The organism is Waddlia chondrophila WSU 86-1044 (assembly GCF_000092785.1).
GTDB classification, from domain to species: domain Bacteria; phylum Chlamydiota; class Chlamydiia; order Chlamydiales; family Waddliaceae; genus Waddlia; species Waddlia chondrophila.
In genome coordinates this window covers 708,436-725,572 of record NC_014225.1, presented here as the reverse complement: position 1 = coordinate 725,572, position 17,137 = coordinate 708,436, and the positions used below count along the sequence as shown (strand labels likewise).

The 17,137-nt window shown below is 41.0% G+C and carries 20 protein-coding genes and 2 pseudogenes; 10 read left to right on the top strand and 12 right to left on the bottom strand.

What is annotated here, in order from left to right; genetic code table 11:
• Positions 1 to 7: 7 nt before the first annotated feature.
• From WCW_RS03200 to WCW_RS03190, 3 genes are read right to left on the bottom strand one after another with little or no spacing between them, the layout of a single operon-like run.
• On the bottom strand, positions 8 to 466 hold the full coding sequence (locus tag WCW_RS03200; protein ID WP_013181755.1) for an SPFH domain-containing protein: 459 nt from the start codon (positions 464 to 466) through the stop codon (positions 8 to 10).
• 17 nt (positions 467 to 483) lie between these two features.
• Entirely contained in the window at positions 484 to 774 is a 291-nt protein-coding gene (locus WCW_RS10520; RefSeq protein WP_013181754.1) for an HNH endonuclease, read from the bottom strand.
• Positions 775 to 801: 27 nt separating this feature from the next.
• A complete protein-coding gene (locus tag WCW_RS03190) occupies positions 802 to 1,392 on the bottom strand; it encodes a hypothetical protein (protein WP_013181753.1) in 591 nt (196 codons plus the stop codon).
• Between the two features lie 107 nt (positions 1,393 to 1,499).
• On the opposite strand from WCW_RS03190, the gene WCW_RS03185 reads away from it, so the two are divergent.
• The 3 genes from WCW_RS03185 (at position 1,500) to WCW_RS03175 (ending at position 3,934) form a co-directional block, all read left to right on the top strand.
• Complete coding sequence (locus tag WCW_RS03185) at positions 1,500 to 1,847, top strand: helix-turn-helix domain-containing protein (protein ID WP_211259912.1); 348 nt, start codon at positions 1,500 to 1,502, stop codon at positions 1,845 to 1,847.
• 324 nt (positions 1,848 to 2,171) lie between these two features.
• Entirely contained in the window at positions 2,172 to 3,260 is a 1,089-nt protein-coding gene (locus WCW_RS03180; RefSeq protein WP_013181751.1) for an IS630 family transposase, read from the top strand.
• A gap of 185 nt (positions 3,261 to 3,445) precedes the next feature.
• Positions 3,446 to 3,934, top strand: a complete 489-nt coding sequence (locus WCW_RS03175; protein WP_041941493.1) for a hypothetical protein — start codon at positions 3,446 to 3,448, stop codon at positions 3,932 to 3,934.
• A 389-nt stretch (positions 3,935 to 4,323) separates the two neighbouring features.
• On the opposite strand, the gene WCW_RS03170 is transcribed toward WCW_RS03175, so the two are convergent.
• Both WCW_RS03170 and WCW_RS03165 read right to left on the bottom strand, forming a co-directional pair.
• Positions 4,324 to 5,054, bottom strand: a protein-coding gene (locus tag WCW_RS03170; RefSeq protein ID WP_420805048.1) for an IS1 family transposase whose coding sequence is annotated in 2 segments (ribosomal slippage) — positions 4,324 to 4,583 and positions 4,583 to 5,054 — 732 coding nt in all. Because the reading frame shifts where the segments join, the coding sequence is not laid out codon by codon here.
• A gap of 305 nt (positions 5,055 to 5,359) precedes the next feature.
• Positions 5,360 to 6,099, bottom strand: a pseudogene (locus WCW_RS03165) (IS982 family transposase); the annotation flags it as partial.
• A gap of 68 nt (positions 6,100 to 6,167) precedes the next feature.
• Between WCW_RS03165 and WCW_RS03160 the strand changes: the two are divergent.
• Positions 6,168 to 6,446: a transposase gene (locus tag WCW_RS03160; RefSeq protein WP_013181641.1), complete on the top strand. Its 279-nt coding sequence runs from the start codon at positions 6,168 to 6,170 to the stop codon at positions 6,444 to 6,446.
• The gene (locus WCW_RS03155; protein WP_013181286.1) at positions 6,443 to 7,204 is read left to right on the top strand and encodes an IS3 family transposase; all 762 of its coding nucleotides are present in this window, start codon (positions 6,443 to 6,445) and stop codon (positions 7,202 to 7,204) included. The genes WCW_RS03160 and WCW_RS03155 overlap by 4 nt, the downstream gene beginning before the upstream one ends.
• A gap of 169 nt (positions 7,205 to 7,373) precedes the next feature.
• On the opposite strand, the pseudogene WCW_RS10515 reads toward WCW_RS03155, so the two are convergent.
• The 4 genes and pseudogenes from WCW_RS10515 to WCW_RS03140 form a co-directional block, all read right to left on the bottom strand.
• A pseudogene (locus tag WCW_RS10515) lies at positions 7,374 to 7,481 on the bottom strand (IS982 family transposase); the annotation flags it as partial.
• 440 nt (positions 7,482 to 7,921) lie between these two features.
• A complete protein-coding gene (locus WCW_RS03150; protein ID WP_013181746.1) occupies positions 7,922 to 8,599 on the bottom strand; it encodes a M15 family metallopeptidase in 678 nt (225 codons plus the stop codon).
• Positions 8,600 to 8,726: 127 nt separating this feature from the next.
• Positions 8,727 to 9,980: an IS256 family transposase gene (locus WCW_RS03145; RefSeq protein ID WP_013181745.1), complete on the bottom strand. Its 1,254-nt coding sequence runs from the start codon at positions 9,978 to 9,980 to the stop codon at positions 8,727 to 8,729.
• Between the two features lie 442 nt (positions 9,981 to 10,422).
• Entirely contained in the window at positions 10,423 to 11,877 is a 1,455-nt protein-coding gene (locus WCW_RS03140; RefSeq protein ID WP_013181744.1) for a catalase, read from the bottom strand.
• A 192-nt stretch (positions 11,878 to 12,069) separates the two neighbouring features.
• Here WCW_RS03140 and WCW_RS03135 point away from each other — a divergent pair, with 192 nt between their 5' ends.
• The 3 genes from WCW_RS03135 to WCW_RS03125 are packed head-to-tail and all read left to right on the top strand — an operon-like array spanning position 12,070 to position 13,989.
• Complete coding sequence (locus WCW_RS03135; protein ID WP_013181743.1) at positions 12,070 to 12,678, top strand: methylated-DNA--[protein]-cysteine S-methyltransferase; 609 nt, start codon at positions 12,070 to 12,072, stop codon at positions 12,676 to 12,678.
• Positions 12,647 to 13,204 carry a DNA-3-methyladenine glycosylase I gene (locus WCW_RS03130; RefSeq protein WP_013181742.1) on the top strand — a complete coding sequence of 186 codons (558 nt, stop codon included), beginning with the start codon at positions 12,647 to 12,649 and terminating at the stop codon, positions 13,202 to 13,204. The genes WCW_RS03135 and WCW_RS03130 overlap by 32 nt, the downstream gene beginning before the upstream one ends.
• Before the next feature lie 2 nt (positions 13,205 to 13,206).
• Positions 13,207 to 13,989: an NAD-dependent epimerase/dehydratase family protein gene (locus WCW_RS03125; RefSeq protein WP_013181741.1), complete on the top strand. Its 783-nt coding sequence runs from the start codon at positions 13,207 to 13,209 to the stop codon at positions 13,987 to 13,989.
• A 1-nt stretch (position 13,990) separates the two neighbouring features.
• Here the strand turns inward: WCW_RS03125 and WCW_RS03120 are convergent, their stop codons facing one another.
• Positions 13,991 to 14,176 (bottom strand): hypothetical protein, encoded by a 186-nt coding sequence (locus WCW_RS03120; protein WP_013181740.1) that lies wholly within the window; start codon positions 14,174 to 14,176, stop codon positions 13,991 to 13,993.
• Positions 14,177 to 14,302: 126 nt separating this feature from the next.
• Positions 14,303 to 15,373, bottom strand: a complete 1,071-nt coding sequence (locus tag WCW_RS03115) for a class I fructose-bisphosphate aldolase (protein WP_013181739.1) — start codon at positions 15,371 to 15,373, stop codon at positions 14,303 to 14,305.
• Positions 15,374 to 15,504: 131 nt separating this feature from the next.
• Here WCW_RS03115 and WCW_RS03110 point away from each other — a divergent pair, with 131 nt between their 5' ends.
• Both WCW_RS03110 and WCW_RS03105 read left to right on the top strand, forming a co-directional pair.
• Positions 15,505 to 16,197, top strand: a complete 693-nt coding sequence (locus WCW_RS03110; RefSeq protein ID WP_013181738.1) for an SIMPL domain-containing protein — start codon at positions 15,505 to 15,507, stop codon at positions 16,195 to 16,197.
• A 12-nt stretch (positions 16,198 to 16,209) separates the two neighbouring features.
• Positions 16,210 to 16,476: a bacteriophage holin gene (locus WCW_RS03105; RefSeq protein WP_013181737.1), complete on the top strand. Its 267-nt coding sequence runs from the start codon at positions 16,210 to 16,212 to the stop codon at positions 16,474 to 16,476.
• On the opposite strand, the gene udk is transcribed toward WCW_RS03105, so the two are convergent.
• On the bottom strand, positions 16,471 to 17,133 hold the full coding sequence (udk, locus tag WCW_RS03100; RefSeq protein ID WP_013181736.1) for a uridine kinase: 663 nt from the start codon (positions 17,131 to 17,133) through the stop codon (positions 16,471 to 16,473). The genes WCW_RS03105 and udk overlap by 6 nt on opposite strands.
• Positions 17,134 to 17,137 lie beyond the last annotated feature (4 nt).

Sequence of the window (17,137 nt, the reverse complement as noted above, 5' to 3'; positions counted from 1 at the left end):
TCCCATTTTAATTATTCTTATTTATCCGGTTTGCTTCTAAGATTGGAAGATTAGCTTCAGTCGGAATATATACAACCTGCTGTTGATTTGTTTGTAGGCCCTGTATCCAAAGATATCTGAGGTATCCTTCATTATTTTCGAGAGAGTCACCGATTATCTTATTGGCTTTCGCTACACCTTCCGCTCTGATAACTTCCGCTTCTGCTAGAGATTTTGCGGCTTCCTGTTCAGCTCGAGCCTCAAGAATTCTAATCTGTCTGTTAGATTCTGCTCTTGCAAGCTCGGCTTCTCCCGAAAGACGCTCAGCCCAAACTGAATATATAGGCAAAAATCCCAGGAGAAATGCAAACCCAATAAAGAGAAGGGTTAATATGTAGGCAACAGTTTTGAAAGACTTCCTTTTTTCAATTATTTTTTGAAGTTGTCTTTCTTTCTCTCTTTCTTCATATTTTTTGTCTAAGTCCATAAAATCACCTTGATACCTTAATTATCCCAAACCTCGTCTCTCCAATTAACGTCGATAATGCCGTCACGAAGTGCGGAGGCTATCATTCCACGATGTCGACTATCTGCGCGCAGAACATGGCAACGCCGGCACAGAGCTCTCAAATTACTCAGATGGTTACTACCTCGTTTACCCGAGATGATATGGTCGATATGAGCGGTTTTGACTGTAAGGGAAGTCAAACACCTCTGACACCGATATTCATCGCGCTCTAGAACCTTGACCCTTGTAATTTGCCAGATTTCGTTTGGTTGCCGCTTTTTTGGCATAGATTATACCTTCTATCGGAAAAGTTGTCACTGGGTTTGAACTTTGAATTTAGTGACTTCAAACCGGCCAAATCCAATACTTCTTCCATCTCCGAGTCCAACAAAGGAACCGGCACTATTTAAAATGCTCGTCATCTCATTGCGAGAGATTAAAGTATTTTCCCACTCTATACTAAATGATGTGCTCCACCCCGGGGCAGCTGCTACCCGATAACGGATATGCATACTACCTTTTGAATTTGGGTTTTTTACCCCTCGTATATCAAGGTAAACTGGTTGAGTTTTATCTTGGGTCAACAATTCTTCAGAGGGTAAATATTGATCTAACAAAATAATTTCTTCCAGGACCACTAATGTTGAAGCAACTTTTGCTTGAAGCGTGCCTCGCCCGGATTTAATGTGTTTACCGCCATCTCTTAAACAGCCAAAAATGTATGACGACTCTAGATATAACTGGTTGTCTTGTGTTTTAAGAACGGTATTTTTCCATTCCTCTGGATTGTTGCCTGCAACTCCTGTTCGCTCCTGGCGCTCAAGAGGAATCGAATCCACCGAAAAACGATGGAATAATAAAGGGCGTTTACCCTTAATTGATATTTTTGCCTTTAATAACGCCATATTTTTTCCTGTAAAAAAATCCTTGCCATGCCTATGCCACACCACACCACGCCTCGCGCAGCCGTGCCGAACCCCGCCGAACCGTGCCGGGTTTATCTATCTTCAACATGGCTGCTGAAGACAGGATCGTAGATAATAACTACCATCGTGTATTTTTTCAACACTATCGTGTGTGTATTTGCTTTAGCGATCGAGATACCCTTGACGATTTAAGGGTAAAAGATATGACGTTAAAGAAAAAAAAGGATCCCATTCTTGTTGATTTTGCTGCCAAAGTGAGAAATATGCGTCACTCTATCCCCCTTACTCAAGAACAATTAGCTGAAAGAGCGGGTTTCCACGTTAATTACATCGGAGGCATAGAGCGCGCGGAAAGAAACCCTTCCTTGACCTCCCTATGTTCCCTTTCAAAGGCATTAGGGTGCCCTCTAAAAGAACTTTTACCTAAGATATAATTCTGCCTACCTCGAACAGACAGTGTTTTATCGAGATCTAAAAGATAAAAAATTTCAAACAACACTTGTTTTTAAATATTTATTAACAAACACTTTTTCTTTGACAATGAAGATTTTTAATCGATATAATCGCTTTTTTCTTAAGAAAGGTCTTATCTAAAAATGGCAGAATCTCCCACCAATAATATGCGCACTCAGTTCAAAAAAATGGCTGAAAATTATTCCAATGAATTACAACTTCATTTTGGAAAAATATTTGACGGCGTATGGGAAATAGTCCAAATCTGCTCAAGAGTAACTGATCGCTGTTTATACCGTTCATGAATGAAAATTTTACTTGTTGCTAAATCGACTTCCCAGCATGCTGTTAGCATGCAATTTCTCACAAAACAAGAAAGAGAACAACTTCAGGCACAACATCGATTCGAAAGAGATCGACGTATTTGCGATCGTATTAAGGCAATACTGCTTTACGATAAAGGGTGGACCTTTCCGGAGATTGCCGAAGCTCTGCTACTCTCTGAGGGTGCTATTCGTAATCATATCAAAGAATATCAGAGCCATAAAAAATTACGGCCTGAAGGTGGCGGCAGCATGGAAAAGCTTTCTGATTCAGAATCCAGTGAACTCGAGAAGCACTTGCTTGAATACACCTATCTCCACGTTACCAGCATTGTTGCATATGTGAACGTGAGATTTGGCCATCATTATTCGATACCAGGAATGACATCTTGGCTTAAAAGACATGGATTTTCTTACAAAAAACCCAAGCTTGTGCCAGGAAAAGCCGACAAAGATGAACAGCAGAAATGGATCGACGCATATGCAAAATTCAAGGCAAATCTTCCTGGTGATGAAACGATTTGCTTCACGGACGGTGTTCACCCTACTCACAACGTTCAACTTGGATATGGATGGATTAAAAAAGGTGTAGACAAACTGATACCTGCAAATACAGGTAGATCCAGACTTAATTTGACCGGTTCCATTGATATCCTATCTTACAAAGTATTTCTTCAAGAGGACAAAACGTTAAATGCTGATGCGACTATCCGCTTTTTTCAGTCTCTTGAACAACATTATTCAGGGAAAACCCGGATACACGTTTTCTGTGATAATGCCCCATATTATCGGAACCGGGAGGTTACAAAATATCTAAAAAATTCTAAAATTCAACTCCACTTTCTCCCTCCCTATAGCCCAAACTTGAACCCAATCGAACGACTGTGGAAGTGGATGAAAGAAACAGTGGTTTATAATACGTACTACTCGGATTTCTATGAGTTCCGTCAAGCAATTTTTGGGTTTTTCCGTACTTTATCGGGTCTAGATCCTGGGAGCACTTTAGGGAGTTGTTTTAGATCTCGAGTTGGAGATAGATTCCGAGCAATGGGGGCTCCCGCCACCCCCTAAGATGCAGTTTTAGGAGATGTCAAATTTATTTTCGAATAATAAACGGTATACAGACAGATAAAGCTATCAATAATGAAAAAGATCTTTATTTAATCCTTATCATACGAAATTCTTTGTCTGATTGCTGCTGCTGCTTAGACTCAGCAGAAAGAGGGCAAGATCGTACTGTGCATAACAATCTCAGAATGATACTTGAAGACATATGTTGTGTAATTCATTCGAGTGAAGACGATAAAATTCTGGAACGTCTTTATAATGGTAAACACCAAGCCTCAAACTCCGTCGGATTTGCTAAAAATCATTATTCTACCCACGAAATTGGTCAACTTTATGGAATTCTTTCAAAAATTTCGCATCATTCAATGCAGGAATTAATTGTCCGGCAGTGGGTGAACAGAGACGGTTTATTATCCCACCTAAAACCTTTTAATCCGGAAAGGTCTCAAGCTACGCTAAATATTTTGCTTCTAGTCATCCACCTTTCTCGGATTGCGGGAGAAGTGGTAGAAAAAATTTGTATAAAAGAACTAGACAAACCATATTTTTGGGAATCACCACAAACCAAACGAAAAAATCCACCTATTGATACCCTCATACACAATTTGTGTGAAAAAATTTCCGTTTTAATGAATCAAAACTCAGATCAAGTCACCGAACCTACTGCTAACGTCTAGCAAACACAGCTTGTGCTTTATGCACAAATTTGGCACACTCATCCTCAAGTGCAGACGAATATCAGCGTCAATATACAACAAAGCCCTTCTCTAAAACTCTGTTGTAGGCACATGGTAGTTGTTGAGAAATTGTAGAAGTCCTCGGACTTGAAAACAGAAGACCTGCAAGGGTCCGGGGGTTCGAATCCCTCCTCTTCCGATTTTCATTTCCTTCTCAAACTATTCTCTCAGCAGAGTTTACGATTTTAAATAAATTTTGTTGAACCTGCTGAAAAATTGCCAAAACCCAGATTCTGCACAGCAATCCTCAGCAATAGAACAAAGAGGACCTCACCATGAAGACCAACGAGCCTGGAATCGAGAAATTCGATGGCAAAAAAGGGGTAGTCCTAAACATGTAATGCCATCCTTTTGTTGTAATCACAAATGAAATACTGAATCATACCAATGTGGTTGGCTAATTTTTTTGAAAATGACAGGGTTTTCCTAACCAGCCTCGAACATCTTTGCCTCAAGGTGTTGTTAAATCTTTCAATGTAACTCGTTTTTCCTGAATTTTTTCCGACTGCCTGGTGTTGCTTCCAAGGAAGGACTTCGTAGTACACAGAGAACCTATCAGAGTAAAAGAAGGCTTTTTTTTTAAATCCTCAGGAAGTTTTGCTAATAATGCTTCGGCAGCTCTCTTATCCCTTTTTCCTACATGCATTGCCAAAACCTGCCTGCTAGCCAAATGGAACGCCAACCAAAGCCATTGCTGATTTTTCTTATTTCCGACATAACTCCACTGTTCATCAAGCTCTATAATTGCCACTTCAAAATCCTTATAATCCTTGACCACAGTAGCGTTTAAATCGTCGGGCAACTCATAAATTATCTGTTGTATAAAGCTCAATAACCAGGGCATACCCACACTGAAAATTCTACAGAAGCCTTCTAAAGAAACTCTTTCCAGAAGTGCTTGACAGACCTCACTTTTAGTTTGATCTGTAATAATTTTTTGTTGGGGGTCTAGAACAAATTGGCGGCCGCAAACAAGGCAACGATGATTTTGTTTTCCATTGTGGATATGTCCATTCTTTTTTACCGCGGTTGACTCGCATTTAGGGCACGATGGGTTCATTTCATTTCTCCAGCTGTTATGGCTGAATATGAAACTTTAAATTTCCATCAGTGTCAAACGAATTTTGATTTGAGCATTACATGTTTAGGACTACCACCGAAAATAGAGAAAAAGCTGCGGTCTGAAAGAAACAAAATAGAAACAGTTTTTAGTAATATCACAAGTAGGATGCCAAGACGCAGATTGCTACCGAAACCTCATTTAGAACGGATTGAAAGGTGCCAGATACAGTTTTAAGCATCGAAGAGTAAGGGTAATCCCTTACCGAGATGGTTAGAGCTGTAGATGGTGCGTTTCAATCCGTTCTAAATGAGCTTCATCGGACACAGGAACGAGGTGCTATAGGCTATAACAAAGCAAATGATTTTTGTTAAAAATCCCCTCTCCGTACTCGCCTTGATATTTCTTGGAAAGAGTGTCGTAATTGAGTTAAATGCAGTCTCAACGATTTGTCTTTTGCTGCTGATCGAACGTTCTTCGCTAATTGAGCGCACCCTATTTTTTGCTTTATTTCCACGTTTTGCTAATAATATGATGTTTTGTTCAAAGAGTATGTCTTCCAAGTCGAAACAGTTATATGCCCCATCAGCATAAAGAATCGAATGTTCTGGAATATCCAGCTCCATCTGCCATAGGGCATTGAGATCACTTTCTGCACCTGGTTTAAAATGCATTTCAACCGGACGTCCCTGATTCGTAACAACCATATGAACTTGGATGCCGCAGAAATATCGTTTCTTTGAGGCTGCAAAGCCAATATATTTCCGATCTAAAAACCGCTTTCTTTTATCAATGCGGTTTTTTTGACAGTAAGTGACCGGAAAGCTATCGACTGCAAAGTAACAGGTATCGGATGACTTGATTGCAAGGAAGGACAAAAACCTGAAAATAGCATCCCAGCAATTACTGGGTATTTTGTGAATTCTACGATTTAACCTGCTATTGCTCAATATATTTGGAAATAATCCAAGTTTCTTGAACATATATCTTCCCATTCTGAAGTTTCCTGAAAAGAACTTTCCGTACATATGGCAAAGGTGTATACTGCTCCCCGTTAAGACATAAAAGGTGCTAAGAGAGTAAAATAACTATCTAAACTATAGGGTTTTACTCATGAAACGAAGAAAATGGACTCCTGAATTAAAAACAAAAATTGTATTGGAAGGATTAAAGGGTCGTCCCCTTGCCGAAATTTGCACTGAATACGAAATAAGTCAGGCTCAGTTCTACCAATGGAAGGACTGTTTTCTAAACAATGCGAGCCGAGCGTTTGAAAAAGGAAAATCAGACCAAAAGGAAGCACGTCTTCAGAAGCAAAACAATCGTTTGAAACAAGTGGTTGCAGATCTTACTCTCGAGTTAAAAAAAAACGACGAGGAGTGGTATCTGTGAAGAGAAAACGTCCTGAGATAAGAAGAAAAATCGATGATGTCCTCGCCGAAAGAATTGCTCAGATAAAAATGGAGCACCCCTTTTGGGGTTACAGGCGAGTATGGGCAAGTTTGCGTTATAGAGATGGAATACCGTGCAATTTGAAACGCATTTATCGAATTATGAAAGAGCGAAATCTTCTTTGCGCCAAAAAAATGAGGCCTAAAACTGCTGATAGACATCATCGACCGAAGCCCAAGGCGGAAAAACCTAATCAGATATGGGGAACAGACATGACAAAAGTTTTTGTCGAAGGCGATGGCTGGACTTACATAACAGTTGTACTTGACTGGTACACGAAAAAAATTGTGGGGTTGAAGTCTGGAAGGCGCTCTAAGTCAATAGACTGGCTAGAAGCATTAGACCGGGCGCTTAACACGCAATTTCCAGAAGGGGCCCGTGGCAAAGGACTAAAACTTGTCTCAGATAACGGATGTCAGCCCACTTCAGAGGCTTATATGCGTTACTGCTCAAAAGTAGATGTAGAGCAAATTTACACAAGCTACAACAATCCAAAGGGAAATGCAGAGACCGAGCGATTCATGCGCACCATGAAAGAGGAGCTTTTATGGCTAAAAGAATGGAGGTCTTCAGAAGAACTCTCAAAAGAATTGCAAAGTTGGGTTCTGAAATACAATTCCGATTACCTGCACTCTACTTTGAAATACCGATCTCCAAATGAAATGGAAAAACATTATTATAAATGTGAGGCTGCTTAATGCGAGCGCCCCTGATAGGAAGCATTGAAGGAGAAATCAGATTGCGGTCAATGCCGAGCGTTAGCGAGCTGAAAGGCAGCATTTACTGCAATCTGAGAGCTTCGAAAATTCCTGTATCAGGGGGGCGAAAACTCTCTTAGTTTTTGCTTGATTAACGGGTAGCACTACAGGTGATGATTTCTGCATTGGACATTCTTGATTGACTGTCATCTTTTAAATTTAGAATTCGAAGCACTTCATCGGCAATTACGTAAACGGTGGTTGCATACATTTCCATGAATATTCTCCTTTAACGAAATGGAAAATATTACGCTTCCTTGCCTTAGAGGTCATTATTTCGATTCATCTGCTAAGAATTGATTTTCGGTAAGGGATTACCCTTACTCTTCAAATCCCTTCTACGCATCTGAACCAAACTAATGACCTCTAAGGCAAGTTTCGGTAGCAATCTGCGTCCAAGGAATATTCGAGCAAGAACAGAAGTCGGATTTTGCCTGAAAATTATTTTCTTTATTCTCGCGTATATGATTAATCTATCATTTCCATTGAGTTGATCGTTTATCAAGTGATTTTAGCAATCCATCTAAGAAATTTATCTCCCTTGGTAAGCTCATAGAGCTTACTCTTCGGGACGTAAATGCACATCTGAATCACTAAATCACGTGATAAACGAGATTAGGTCACAATCACAGGTTATAATTTTAAGTAAAATTTACCTTATTGTAATGGATCTTTTTCAAAATGCTGATAATCCTTAAGAGAAATCCAATGACCTCCCCAGGTGTATCCCCTTTTAATAAAAGCTCGATAACAAACATCTCCTTCATGAATTAATCCAGGTGCTTCCAAACTTCTATCCAGATAAATTTCACTTCCTTTAGGCAAAATAACATTTCCTTTAACATAAGGATTTAATAAAGGATTAATATCAATAGCCCCACCATAACTGTGTTTTGAAAAAACACCAGGTTTACCTGTTATTGAACGCGAACAAAAAGCAGATGAATTATTATCTTCCATAGATAGTTCATCATTCGATCTATAATTATCGATTAAAATCATCTTATTTATTGGAAAATTAGCCTCAAAAAGCTCCTGAAATATTTCTATAATTTCTAAAGCTAAATTTTTGTGATAGATAAGCTCTCCTATACAAACTTCACCCTCATTATTCCAATGCGTTACTTGAATATAAGCCAAATCTTCAAGAGGTATAGGGCAATCAGTGTTCCATGAGTTTCCCGTTATCCTTTCAACAATCGAATCCGGTAAAGGATTCCAAAATCTAGCAGCAAATTGTTTGGAAATAATTTCTTGATTAGGAACAGAAACATGATTCGAGTAAGCTTCGGAAAATACTAAATTTAATGCTAACAAAAAGGAAAATAATCTCATACGAACTCCTGAAAACTTCAAATGAGTAGAATACTACAAAAAAGTATCTTTCTCAGATAGTCTAAAATGAGATATTTTCAAATGTTGTGTTTGGAATTCTTAAACGCACCCTAATTTAAAAATTCTTTTAAGCTACTTTTTCTTTTTCCAGAACCTCTTCTCCATCTTTAAAGACCACTCCGTTGATTACTTTTTCAATCATTTCACAACCCTTGAGTTTTCTCCATTTTTTCTCGGCTGTAGTAGCCAGCTTGAATACCATTGTCAAAGTGGCAGCCACTGAACCGCAGCCTTTGGTTTGCCTTGTCCGGTGTCTTATTGTTGCAAAAGTCGATTCAATCGGGTTAGTTGTCCTGACGTGCTGCCAATGGATCGCCGGAAAATTGTAGAAGGTAAACAGTTGCGCCTTATCCTTCTCAAGACAAGCACAGGCTTTGGGGTATTTGTCTCGGTATGTTTTTAAAAACACCTCAAACGCCGCCAGTCCATCTTCTTTGGTAGGGGCCATATAAATTTCATGAATGGCCTTTTTCGCATTCACTTGAATACTTTTGGGCATTTTATCGAGCACATTGGCCGTTTTATGCACCCAACACCGCTGCTGCTTTGTCTTCGGAAAAACTTCCTCTATTGCCGACCAAAATCCAAGCGCACCATTTCCTATCGCAAGCTCAGGAGCTGTACACAGCCCGCGCCGCTTCAAACTCTCCAATACCTCTGTCCAGGAAATTTTGCTCTCTCTATAACCATTGTGGATCGCCACAAGTTCCTTTTTACCATTAGGAAGAGCGCCAAGAATCACGAGAAAGCAAATTCGGTCATCTCCAAGACGAACATTGAAATAGATCCCATCTACCCAGATGTAAGCGTAGCGCTTTCCTTCAAGAGAGCGCTTGTTCCAGTCTTTGTATTCCTGCTCCCAAGATTGTTTTAAACGAGTGATGTTAGCTGCGGATAATCCTTTCGCATCCTTGCCCATGATCGCTTCAAGTGCATCCTGGAAATTGCTTGTAGAAATCCCCCTGAGGTAAAGAGCTGGAATCACCGCATCAAGAGATGGCACCCTCCTTAGATATTTCGGAAGAATTGCGCTTGAGTACCCTTCAGAGCTCTCTTCTCTGTTTCGAATTCTAGGTTGCTTCACTGATATCGGTCCGATTCCTGTTTGTACTTCTCTTTCAGGGAGGTAGCCGTTGCGGACAAATTGTTTTCTTCCTTCTGAGTTCGTCCTGCTACTCATCGATTCAAGGTATTCATTGACTTCGTTTTCAACAGCCTGTTGAAGCAAAAAGCGAGCTCCCTCCCTCAAAGTTTGTTCCAGAAAACTCTTCATTTCACTTGTTGCGTGAAATTTATCCAAAAAAATGACATCATCTTTCATGAGCGTATCTCCTGTAAAATTTGTTTTTGATTTCAAAATTTCATAGGGTACGCTCTTTTTATCTCAAACACAACTTTTGATCATATCTCTTCCTAAAATTCAATTAAATTTTAATTTGAAAAAATAAATATATAAAAAATCAACTCCAAGAAGTGGTTCCGTTTGAAACATATAGTAGAGCAATTAGGATCTCAGAAAAGAAATAGACTCTGCGTAATATTGAGCTATGGGAAATCATGAGGGAAAAAACGCTTTATAATCGCTTTTACGAATCATCAGATCTGTTTTTCGATGCCGTTAGAATTTTTTTTCAAAAAATATAGAACTATTGAAATCACGAATTAATGATAACTTTCAGATAAAGCTTGCTGTTTGAAACACCATGACTATATACCCAATCGACGTCAAAAACCGGTTCTTGAAGTCGATTCGGTATAAATAATTAGCTGGAACAGCCTGCTGCTTTTTTGATTCGCTCTCCGATCTCTTTGTCTATATTGCACCAATATTCAAAAACTCTTTGCAAAACCGGCTCTGATACTCCCTGCTTAATGTGCCCGGCAACATTTGAAACAAGTCGATCACGCTGCGCATCATCCATCACATGACGCACAAGATCACCTGCCTGGCTCCAATCGTCATCGTCTCTCCGTTTAGTGTATGCAGCATGCACAAATTCTCCGCTTGCATTCCACACTTCTACTTGAGGATAGTGTTGACCGTCGGCTTTAGGACCTCCTTTGGAATTTGGAGCATACACAGGATCGGATACATTTTGAATACGCATCGCTCCATCCTTGCTATAGCTATGGACTGGAACTTTTGGCTGATTAACAGGTATCTGCTTATAATTGACCCCTAAACGGGCACGGTGGGCATCCGCATAGGAAAAAAGACGTGCAAGAAGCATTTTATCAGGGCTAGGTCCAACTCCCGGCACCAAATTACTTGGCTCAAAGGCTGCCTGCTCAATTTCTGTGTGAAAATCTACAGGATTGCGATTAAGCGTTAGTCTGCCAACTTCGTGCAAAGGATAATCGCCATGAGGCCAAACTTTAGTCAAATCAAATGGATTAATCCGATAGGTTGCAGCCTCTTCAAAAGGCATGATCTGCACTTTCAAAGTCCAAGTAGGATAATCTCCCCCTTTGATCGCCTCAAATAAATCGCGGCGGTGAAAATCGCCGTCAACACCGGCTAAACGGTCTGCCTCTTCTTGAGTTAAGAAATCGATGCCCTGATCTGTTTTAAAATGGTATTTTATAAAGAAACGCTTCCCTTTTGCATTTGCCCACATGTAGGCATGGCTTGAATAACCATTCATATGCCTGTATGTCTTCGGAATTCCTCGATCTCCCATCAACCATGTCACTTGATGTGCAGACTCTGGAGAAAGCGTCCAAAAATCCCATTGCATATCGTGATCGCGCAAACCGCTGTCCGCACGCCGTTTTTGAGATCGAATGAAATGTTGAAATTTCATAGGATCTCGAATGAAAAATATGGGAGTATTGTTTCCAACAATATCGTAAATTCCCTCTTCTGTGTAGAACTTCAAAGCAAAACCGCGTGGATCGCGCCAAGTGTCCGGAGAGCCTTGCTCCCCTGCAACAGTTGAGAATCGAATCAACGTATCGGTTTTCTGCCCTGGCTGAAACACAGAAGCTTTGGTGTAAGCACTGACATCTTGAGTCACCTCAAAATAGCCAAAAGCTCCAGATCCTTTGGCATGCGGCTGACGCTCGGGAATTTTCTCCCGATTAAAATTAGCCATCTGCTCGATAAGGTAGTGGTCTTGCAGTAAAATAGGCCCATCAGGTCCGACAGTGAGAGAATACTCATCGCTAGGCACAAAAGCTCCAGCATCATTTGTAGTGGCTGGGCGATCTCTTTTCATCACAAAACTTCCTTAAAGTAAATTTTTAGCTATAAAATTCATTTTCCAATAATGACCGGTATATACCGAATCTTGAAGTTGATTCGGTATAACTTCAAAAATCTTTTTTTGACAAGGAATTTCTATTTCTATTTTTTAAAGGCGATTAATCGTTGAAATCTGCATAATAGGGAAGAAATTAAAAGAGGAAAAATGATTCAAACGCAACTACCTGCCAACTCGAAATTCATCGACTCGCTTTCAAAGATGATGAACTCCCCGCCTTCAAAAACATCAGCGGCCAAAATTTTTCACTCCTCATGGATAGACTCTCCCTTGGGGACGATGCTGGCTATTGCAGATGAAAACGCTCTTTGCCTTCTCGAGTTTACCGAGAGAAAAAAACTGGAACGAAAAATTGAACAACTCAAAAAACACACAAATAGTAAAATTATTCAGGGAAAAACAAAGCCGATCCATTCAATCGAAAAAGAACTTTCCCTCTATTTCTCAGGAAAATGCAGTGATTTTAACACTCCTATTCAAATGATGGGCACTCCCTTCCAGAGATGTGTATGGGAAGAACTTTGCCGCATTCCTACAGGAGAAACGCGCTCGTATCGAGAAGTTGCCGAAGCTATCGGCAAACCGACAGGATCGCGGGCTGTGGCGCAAGCGAACGGATCAAACCAATTAGCAATCATTATCCCTTGCCACCGCGTGATCAATGCGAATGGAAAGCTGGGAGGATACGGAGGAGGAATTCACCGCAAAGAATGGATGTTGAATCATGAAAAGATGCTTCGGAAACGGACCGGATAAAGAATTTTACGCTGAATATCACGACAAAGAATGGGGAATCCCTGTCCATGACGACACACGCTTGTTTGAAATGCTTATCCTGGAAGGAGCGCAAGCTGGCCTAAGCTGGGAAACAATCTTAAAACGCAGAAAGGGATACCGGGAAGCCTTTCACAATTTCGATCCTGTGAAAGTGGCAGCGATGAATGATCAGGAGCTGGATCAATTGAAAAGCGATCAACGCATCATCCGCAATCGACTGAAAATTTCCGCAGCCAGAAAAAACGCATGCGTGTTTCTAGAGATCCAAAAAGAATTCGGCTCATTCGATCGATATCTATGGAAATTTGTCAATAACAAGCCGATCGTCAATAAATGGAAATCGATGCAAGATGTCCCGACAACAACTCCCATCAGCGATGCAATTTCAAAAGATTTAAAAAAGCGCGGAATGAGCTTTGTCGGCTCAACGATCATCTACGCTTACATGCAGGCAGTCGGCCTCGTTAATGATCATCTGGCCGACTGTATTCATTGGAATCATTAGGCATGAATGGAATCATTTTTGGAGCTGGTTATGTAGGATGCGCATGCATCAAAGAATGGCCGAATAAACAAGACTCTTTAATCGCAACTACGACAAAAGAGGAAAAAGTTGCTGAACTGCGAAAACTGACTCCACGCGTTGAAGTCGTTAAGGGAAGCGACCGAAAAAAAGTCGCTGAACTCATCAAAGAGGCAGACTTTGCTATCATCTGCGCTGCTCCAAATCACTGGAATCAATACACAGAAACCTATCTGGAAACAGCCGAAGGGATCACACAAGCGCTCTCTGACCGCTCCCGATCTTTTTATCTTTTATACACCAGCAGCACCTCTGTTTGCGGGAACCACAACGGAGCTACAATTGATGAATCAAGCCCCCTTCTTGCTGACAGTGAAAATGGAAAAATATTGATCGCTACAGAAAATTGCTATCTCAGAGCTGCAAGCCCAATGGTCAGCATCTGTATTCTAAGGTTGGGAGGAATCTATGGACCCGGAAGAAAGATCATCGACCGAGCACGCAGATTTTCTGGGAAAACGATGACGGGTAGAGACTCTCCCACAAATCACAGCTCTTTGCCGCTCATTACAAAAGGGATTATCTGGAGCGTCCATCATCGTCTGACAGGGATTTATCATCTAGTCGAGGACGCCCATCCAACAAAAAATGAGCTTTATGGAAATTTATTGGAAACATTGAAACTGCCTCCTCCCGTCTGGGAGCAGCCGCATACGGGAGGCGCTGCCGTTTCAAACCGAAAATTTTTCAAAACAGGCTTTCAGTGATTTAAGCAGCGTTTCCAGAGTTTGAAGCGACTGACTGCACTTTTTCAAAGACCCAAACAACCGCGTCTCTAAGCACGTCATATAGTTTATCTACCCAACCTACCAATGTTTCAAATGTTTCCGGTAAAAATTTGTAGATGATAAAAAATAACAATCCAAAAAAAATAAAATTGAAAATGAATCGCATAGCGATGCTCCTTTGAATTTTTTAGAGAGCTATGACAAAGCTTTGTCAATACTCTCTTAATCATTATCCTATCAAAAAAACATTTATATTAAAATAAATTCTTAAAAATAGGATCTCTATTGTTAATTAAGCCAGAGTAATCTCAGGATTGAGATATACATCCTGGATGGCATGAAAGAGCTTAATCCCTTCATTCATAGGCTTTTGAAACGTCTTCCTTCCGCTGATTAATCCCATTCCGCCTGCACGCTTATTGATGATTGCAGTTTTCACAGCTTCAACCATATCATTTTTCCCCGAAGCCCCTCCGGAGTTGATCAATCCCACCCTGCCATTAAAACTATTCAAGACTTGGTATCGACAGAGATCGATTAGATGATCGGACAGAAGATTCCTGTACATTAATTCGCTGTATTTTCCGAATTTTGATTCCTGGTTGAGCGCTTGATACCCCCCATTCTTCGTCGGTAGTTTCTGCTTAACGATATCGGCTTCAATTGTAGCTCCCAGGTGATTTGCCTGTCCTGTCAAATCCGCGCTATCATGATAGTCGACACCATTTACTTTAAAAGCAGGATTGCGCAGGTAGCACCAGAGAATTGTTCCCATTCCCAACTCATGAGCATACTTAAATGCCTGAGAAATCTCCTGTATCTGGCGATGGCTTTCATGCGATCCATAATAGATGGTCGCGCCGACAGCCACAGCCCCCATTTCAAACGCCTGGTCTACGCTGGCAAATAAAATTTGATCGAACTGATTGGGATAGGAAAGAAGTTCGTTGTGGTTAAGCTTGACGATGAATGGGATCTTGTGAGCATATTTACGAGCAACATTCCCCAAAACCCCTACTGTCGATGCCACTCCGTTGCAACCAGCTTCAATAGCAAATCTGACGATATTTTCGGGATCAAAATAGATCGGGTTGGGAGCAAAAGAGGCGCCTGCAGAATGCTCAATCCCCTGATCGACGGGGAGAATCGACAAATATCCGGTGCCGGCAAGCCTGCCATGGTTGAAAAGCTCTCCCAAATTCCGCAAAACACGAGGAGACCTGTCGCTGTTCATATGCACGCGGTCTAACCAGTCCGGTCCAGGAGCGTTGATGCTCTCTTTTCCCACCTTCTCGCAAGTGTAATTCAGCAGTTCATCAGCTTCTGAGCCAAGCAGCTCGTGTAAATAATCTGTCGTAACCATTACAGACTCCCTTAATTCTATTCTTGAGTGCAAATTGTGTCTGAGAACGGCATAAATTGCCACTTATATTTTTAATGATCTTTGCAAATAAATAAAAAAATATATACAGTTATTAATAAAAGGATCTTGTAATGCGCAATCTAATCATTGCTTTAAGCATGGCAGCAACGACTCTGTTGTCCGCCGTAGAAGAGCTTCCTTCTTTAAGTGTAAGAGGCTATGCCGTGCTTTCTCAGCCGGCTGATCAGTTGAACATTAGCCTGGGAGTGGTGTCGCAGGGAAAAAACGCCAAAGAGGCGCTATTGAAAAACAACACGCAGATGAATCAGCTGATCAAAGCTCTTGAAAATTCAGGCCTTGGCGAAAATAACTACCAAACCGGTGATTTTTCCATCAACCCTCTCTATAGCCCGCGTCCTCGCGATGCGGCCTCCGACTGGTCTCCGGAAATCATTGGATTTGAAGTGCGCAACTCACTTGATGTAACCACAGATCAAATAGATAAGGCAGGTACTTTTATCGATGCAGCGGCAAGCGCTGGAGCAAACTCCATTAACCACATTCAGTTTCAGATAAGCGATCCGCAAAAGCATCGCGACGCTCTCATCCGAGCTGCTACTAAAAATGCTATTGAAGATGCGAAGTCGCTAAGCCAAGCAGCAGATGTCCAGCTGATTAAAATCACTGCAATCTCTATTGACAGCTCGCAAATTGGAGCGCCGCGGCAGTTCATGATGAAAGCAATGGCTGCGGAAAATACACCTATTGCCGCAGGCGATGTCGAAATGTCTGCCGGCGTCACCATCGTTTATCAAATTGATTAGGAGGATCAAACAATGATCAATTCAAAGGCACTTGGTTTAGCCGGAGGCCTATTATTCGGCGCTTTCGTCTTCATCTTTACTTTCATCTGCATGTATACAGGATACGCGTCAATGTGGTCGGCATTGCTTGCCGATCTCTACCCAGGATATAGCATCACCTTTGGAGGAGCTTTCTTAGGCCTAGTTTATGGATTCTTGAATGGATCCATTGGACTCTTTGTTCTTGCTTGGCTTTACAACAAGTTCAACTGCAAATGTTCAAATCGTCAAGATTCATAATTTTTTTAAGTAACCCGAAATGAGCCCGGTAGCGACATCAAAATTTTCATTAGTTCCCCAAATCACGACATCCGCCTGGTTTTTACTAGGTTCGACGAATTGGTGATGCATTGGCTTAACTGTTGATAAGTACTGATTTTTGACACTATCGAAATTTCTGCCCCTTTCAAGCAGATCTCTTTCCAACCTTCTGAGAATGCGAATATCATCATCGGTATCGATAAAAATTTTAAGATCGAAGAGTTCTCTGATCTCTGGGACAGCTAATAGCAAAATTCCCTCCACAATAATCAGAGATGCCGGATCGACAATTTTTACCTGATCCACCCGCGTATGCGTTGTAAAATCATAAGAAGGGATGACAACGGAATTTCCTTGTTTCAATGCGCTAAGATGCTCAAGCATCAGCTCTAAATCCAAAGAATCCGGATGGTCGAAATTGACAAAAGCCCGCTCTTCGGTAGACAAGTGGGATAAATCTTTATAGTAACAATCCTGGGAGATCAACACAGCTTCTGTGCCGAAATACAAACTGAGCTTTGTGGCCAGCGTTGTTTTTCCGGAGCCTGTTCCTCCGGCAATACCGACTAAAACAGCATCTAAGACCTGCAATTGCGAAACCAAAAGCAAAAGAGCACAAATCCAAAATTTTTTCATTTCT

Coding starts and splice junctions, on each gene's coding strand:
- WCW_RS10520 (WP_013181754.1), bottom strand. CDS start 774: ATGCCAAAAAAGCGGCAACCAAACGAAATCTGGCAAATTACAAGGGTC.
- WCW_RS03145 (WP_013181745.1), bottom strand. CDS start 9,980: ATGAAAGATGATGTCATTTTTTTGGATAAATTTCACGCAACAAGTGAA.
- WCW_RS03135 (WP_013181743.1), top strand. CDS start 12,070: ATGATTCAAACGCAACTACCTGCCAACTCGAAATTCATCGACTCGCTT.
- WCW_RS03185 (WP_211259912.1), top strand. CDS start 1,500: ATGGCTGCTGAAGACAGGATCGTAGATAATAACTACCATCGTGTATTT.
- WCW_RS03110 (WP_013181738.1), top strand. CDS start 15,505: ATGCGCAATCTAATCATTGCTTTAAGCATGGCAGCAACGACTCTGTTG.
- WCW_RS03175 (WP_041941493.1), top strand. CDS start 3,446: ATGATACTTGAAGACATATGTTGTGTAATTCATTCGAGTGAAGACGAT.
- WCW_RS03115 (WP_013181739.1), bottom strand. CDS start 15,373: ATGGTTACGACAGATTATTTACACGAGCTGCTTGGCTCAGAAGCTGAT.
- udk (WP_013181736.1), bottom strand. CDS start 17,133: ATGAAAAAATTTTGGATTTGTGCTCTTTTGCTTTTGGTTTCGCAATTG.
- WCW_RS03125 (WP_013181741.1), top strand. CDS start 13,207: ATGAATGGAATCATTTTTGGAGCTGGTTATGTAGGATGCGCATGCATC.
- WCW_RS03160 (WP_013181641.1), top strand. CDS start 6,168: ATGAAACGAAGAAAATGGACTCCTGAATTAAAAACAAAAATTGTATTG.
- WCW_RS03200 (WP_013181755.1), bottom strand. CDS start 466: ATGGACTTAGACAAAAAATATGAAGAAAGAGAGAAAGAAAGACAACTT.
- WCW_RS03140 (WP_013181744.1), bottom strand. CDS start 11,877: ATGAAAAGAGATCGCCCAGCCACTACAAATGATGCTGGAGCTTTTGTG.
- WCW_RS03180 (WP_013181751.1), top strand. CDS start 2,172: ATGAAAATTTTACTTGTTGCTAAATCGACTTCCCAGCATGCTGTTAGC.
- WCW_RS03120 (WP_013181740.1), bottom strand. CDS start 14,176: ATGCGATTCATTTTCAATTTTATTTTTTTTGGATTGTTATTTTTTATC.
- WCW_RS03190 (WP_013181753.1), bottom strand. CDS start 1,392: ATGGCGTTATTAAAGGCAAAAATATCAATTAAGGGTAAACGCCCTTTA.
- WCW_RS03105 (WP_013181737.1), top strand. CDS start 16,210: ATGATCAATTCAAAGGCACTTGGTTTAGCCGGAGGCCTATTATTCGGC.
- WCW_RS03130 (WP_013181742.1), top strand. CDS start 12,647: ATGAAAAGATGCTTCGGAAACGGACCGGATAAAGAATTTTACGCTGAA.
- WCW_RS03150 (WP_013181746.1), bottom strand. CDS start 8,599: ATGAGATTATTTTCCTTTTTGTTAGCATTAAATTTAGTATTTTCCGAA.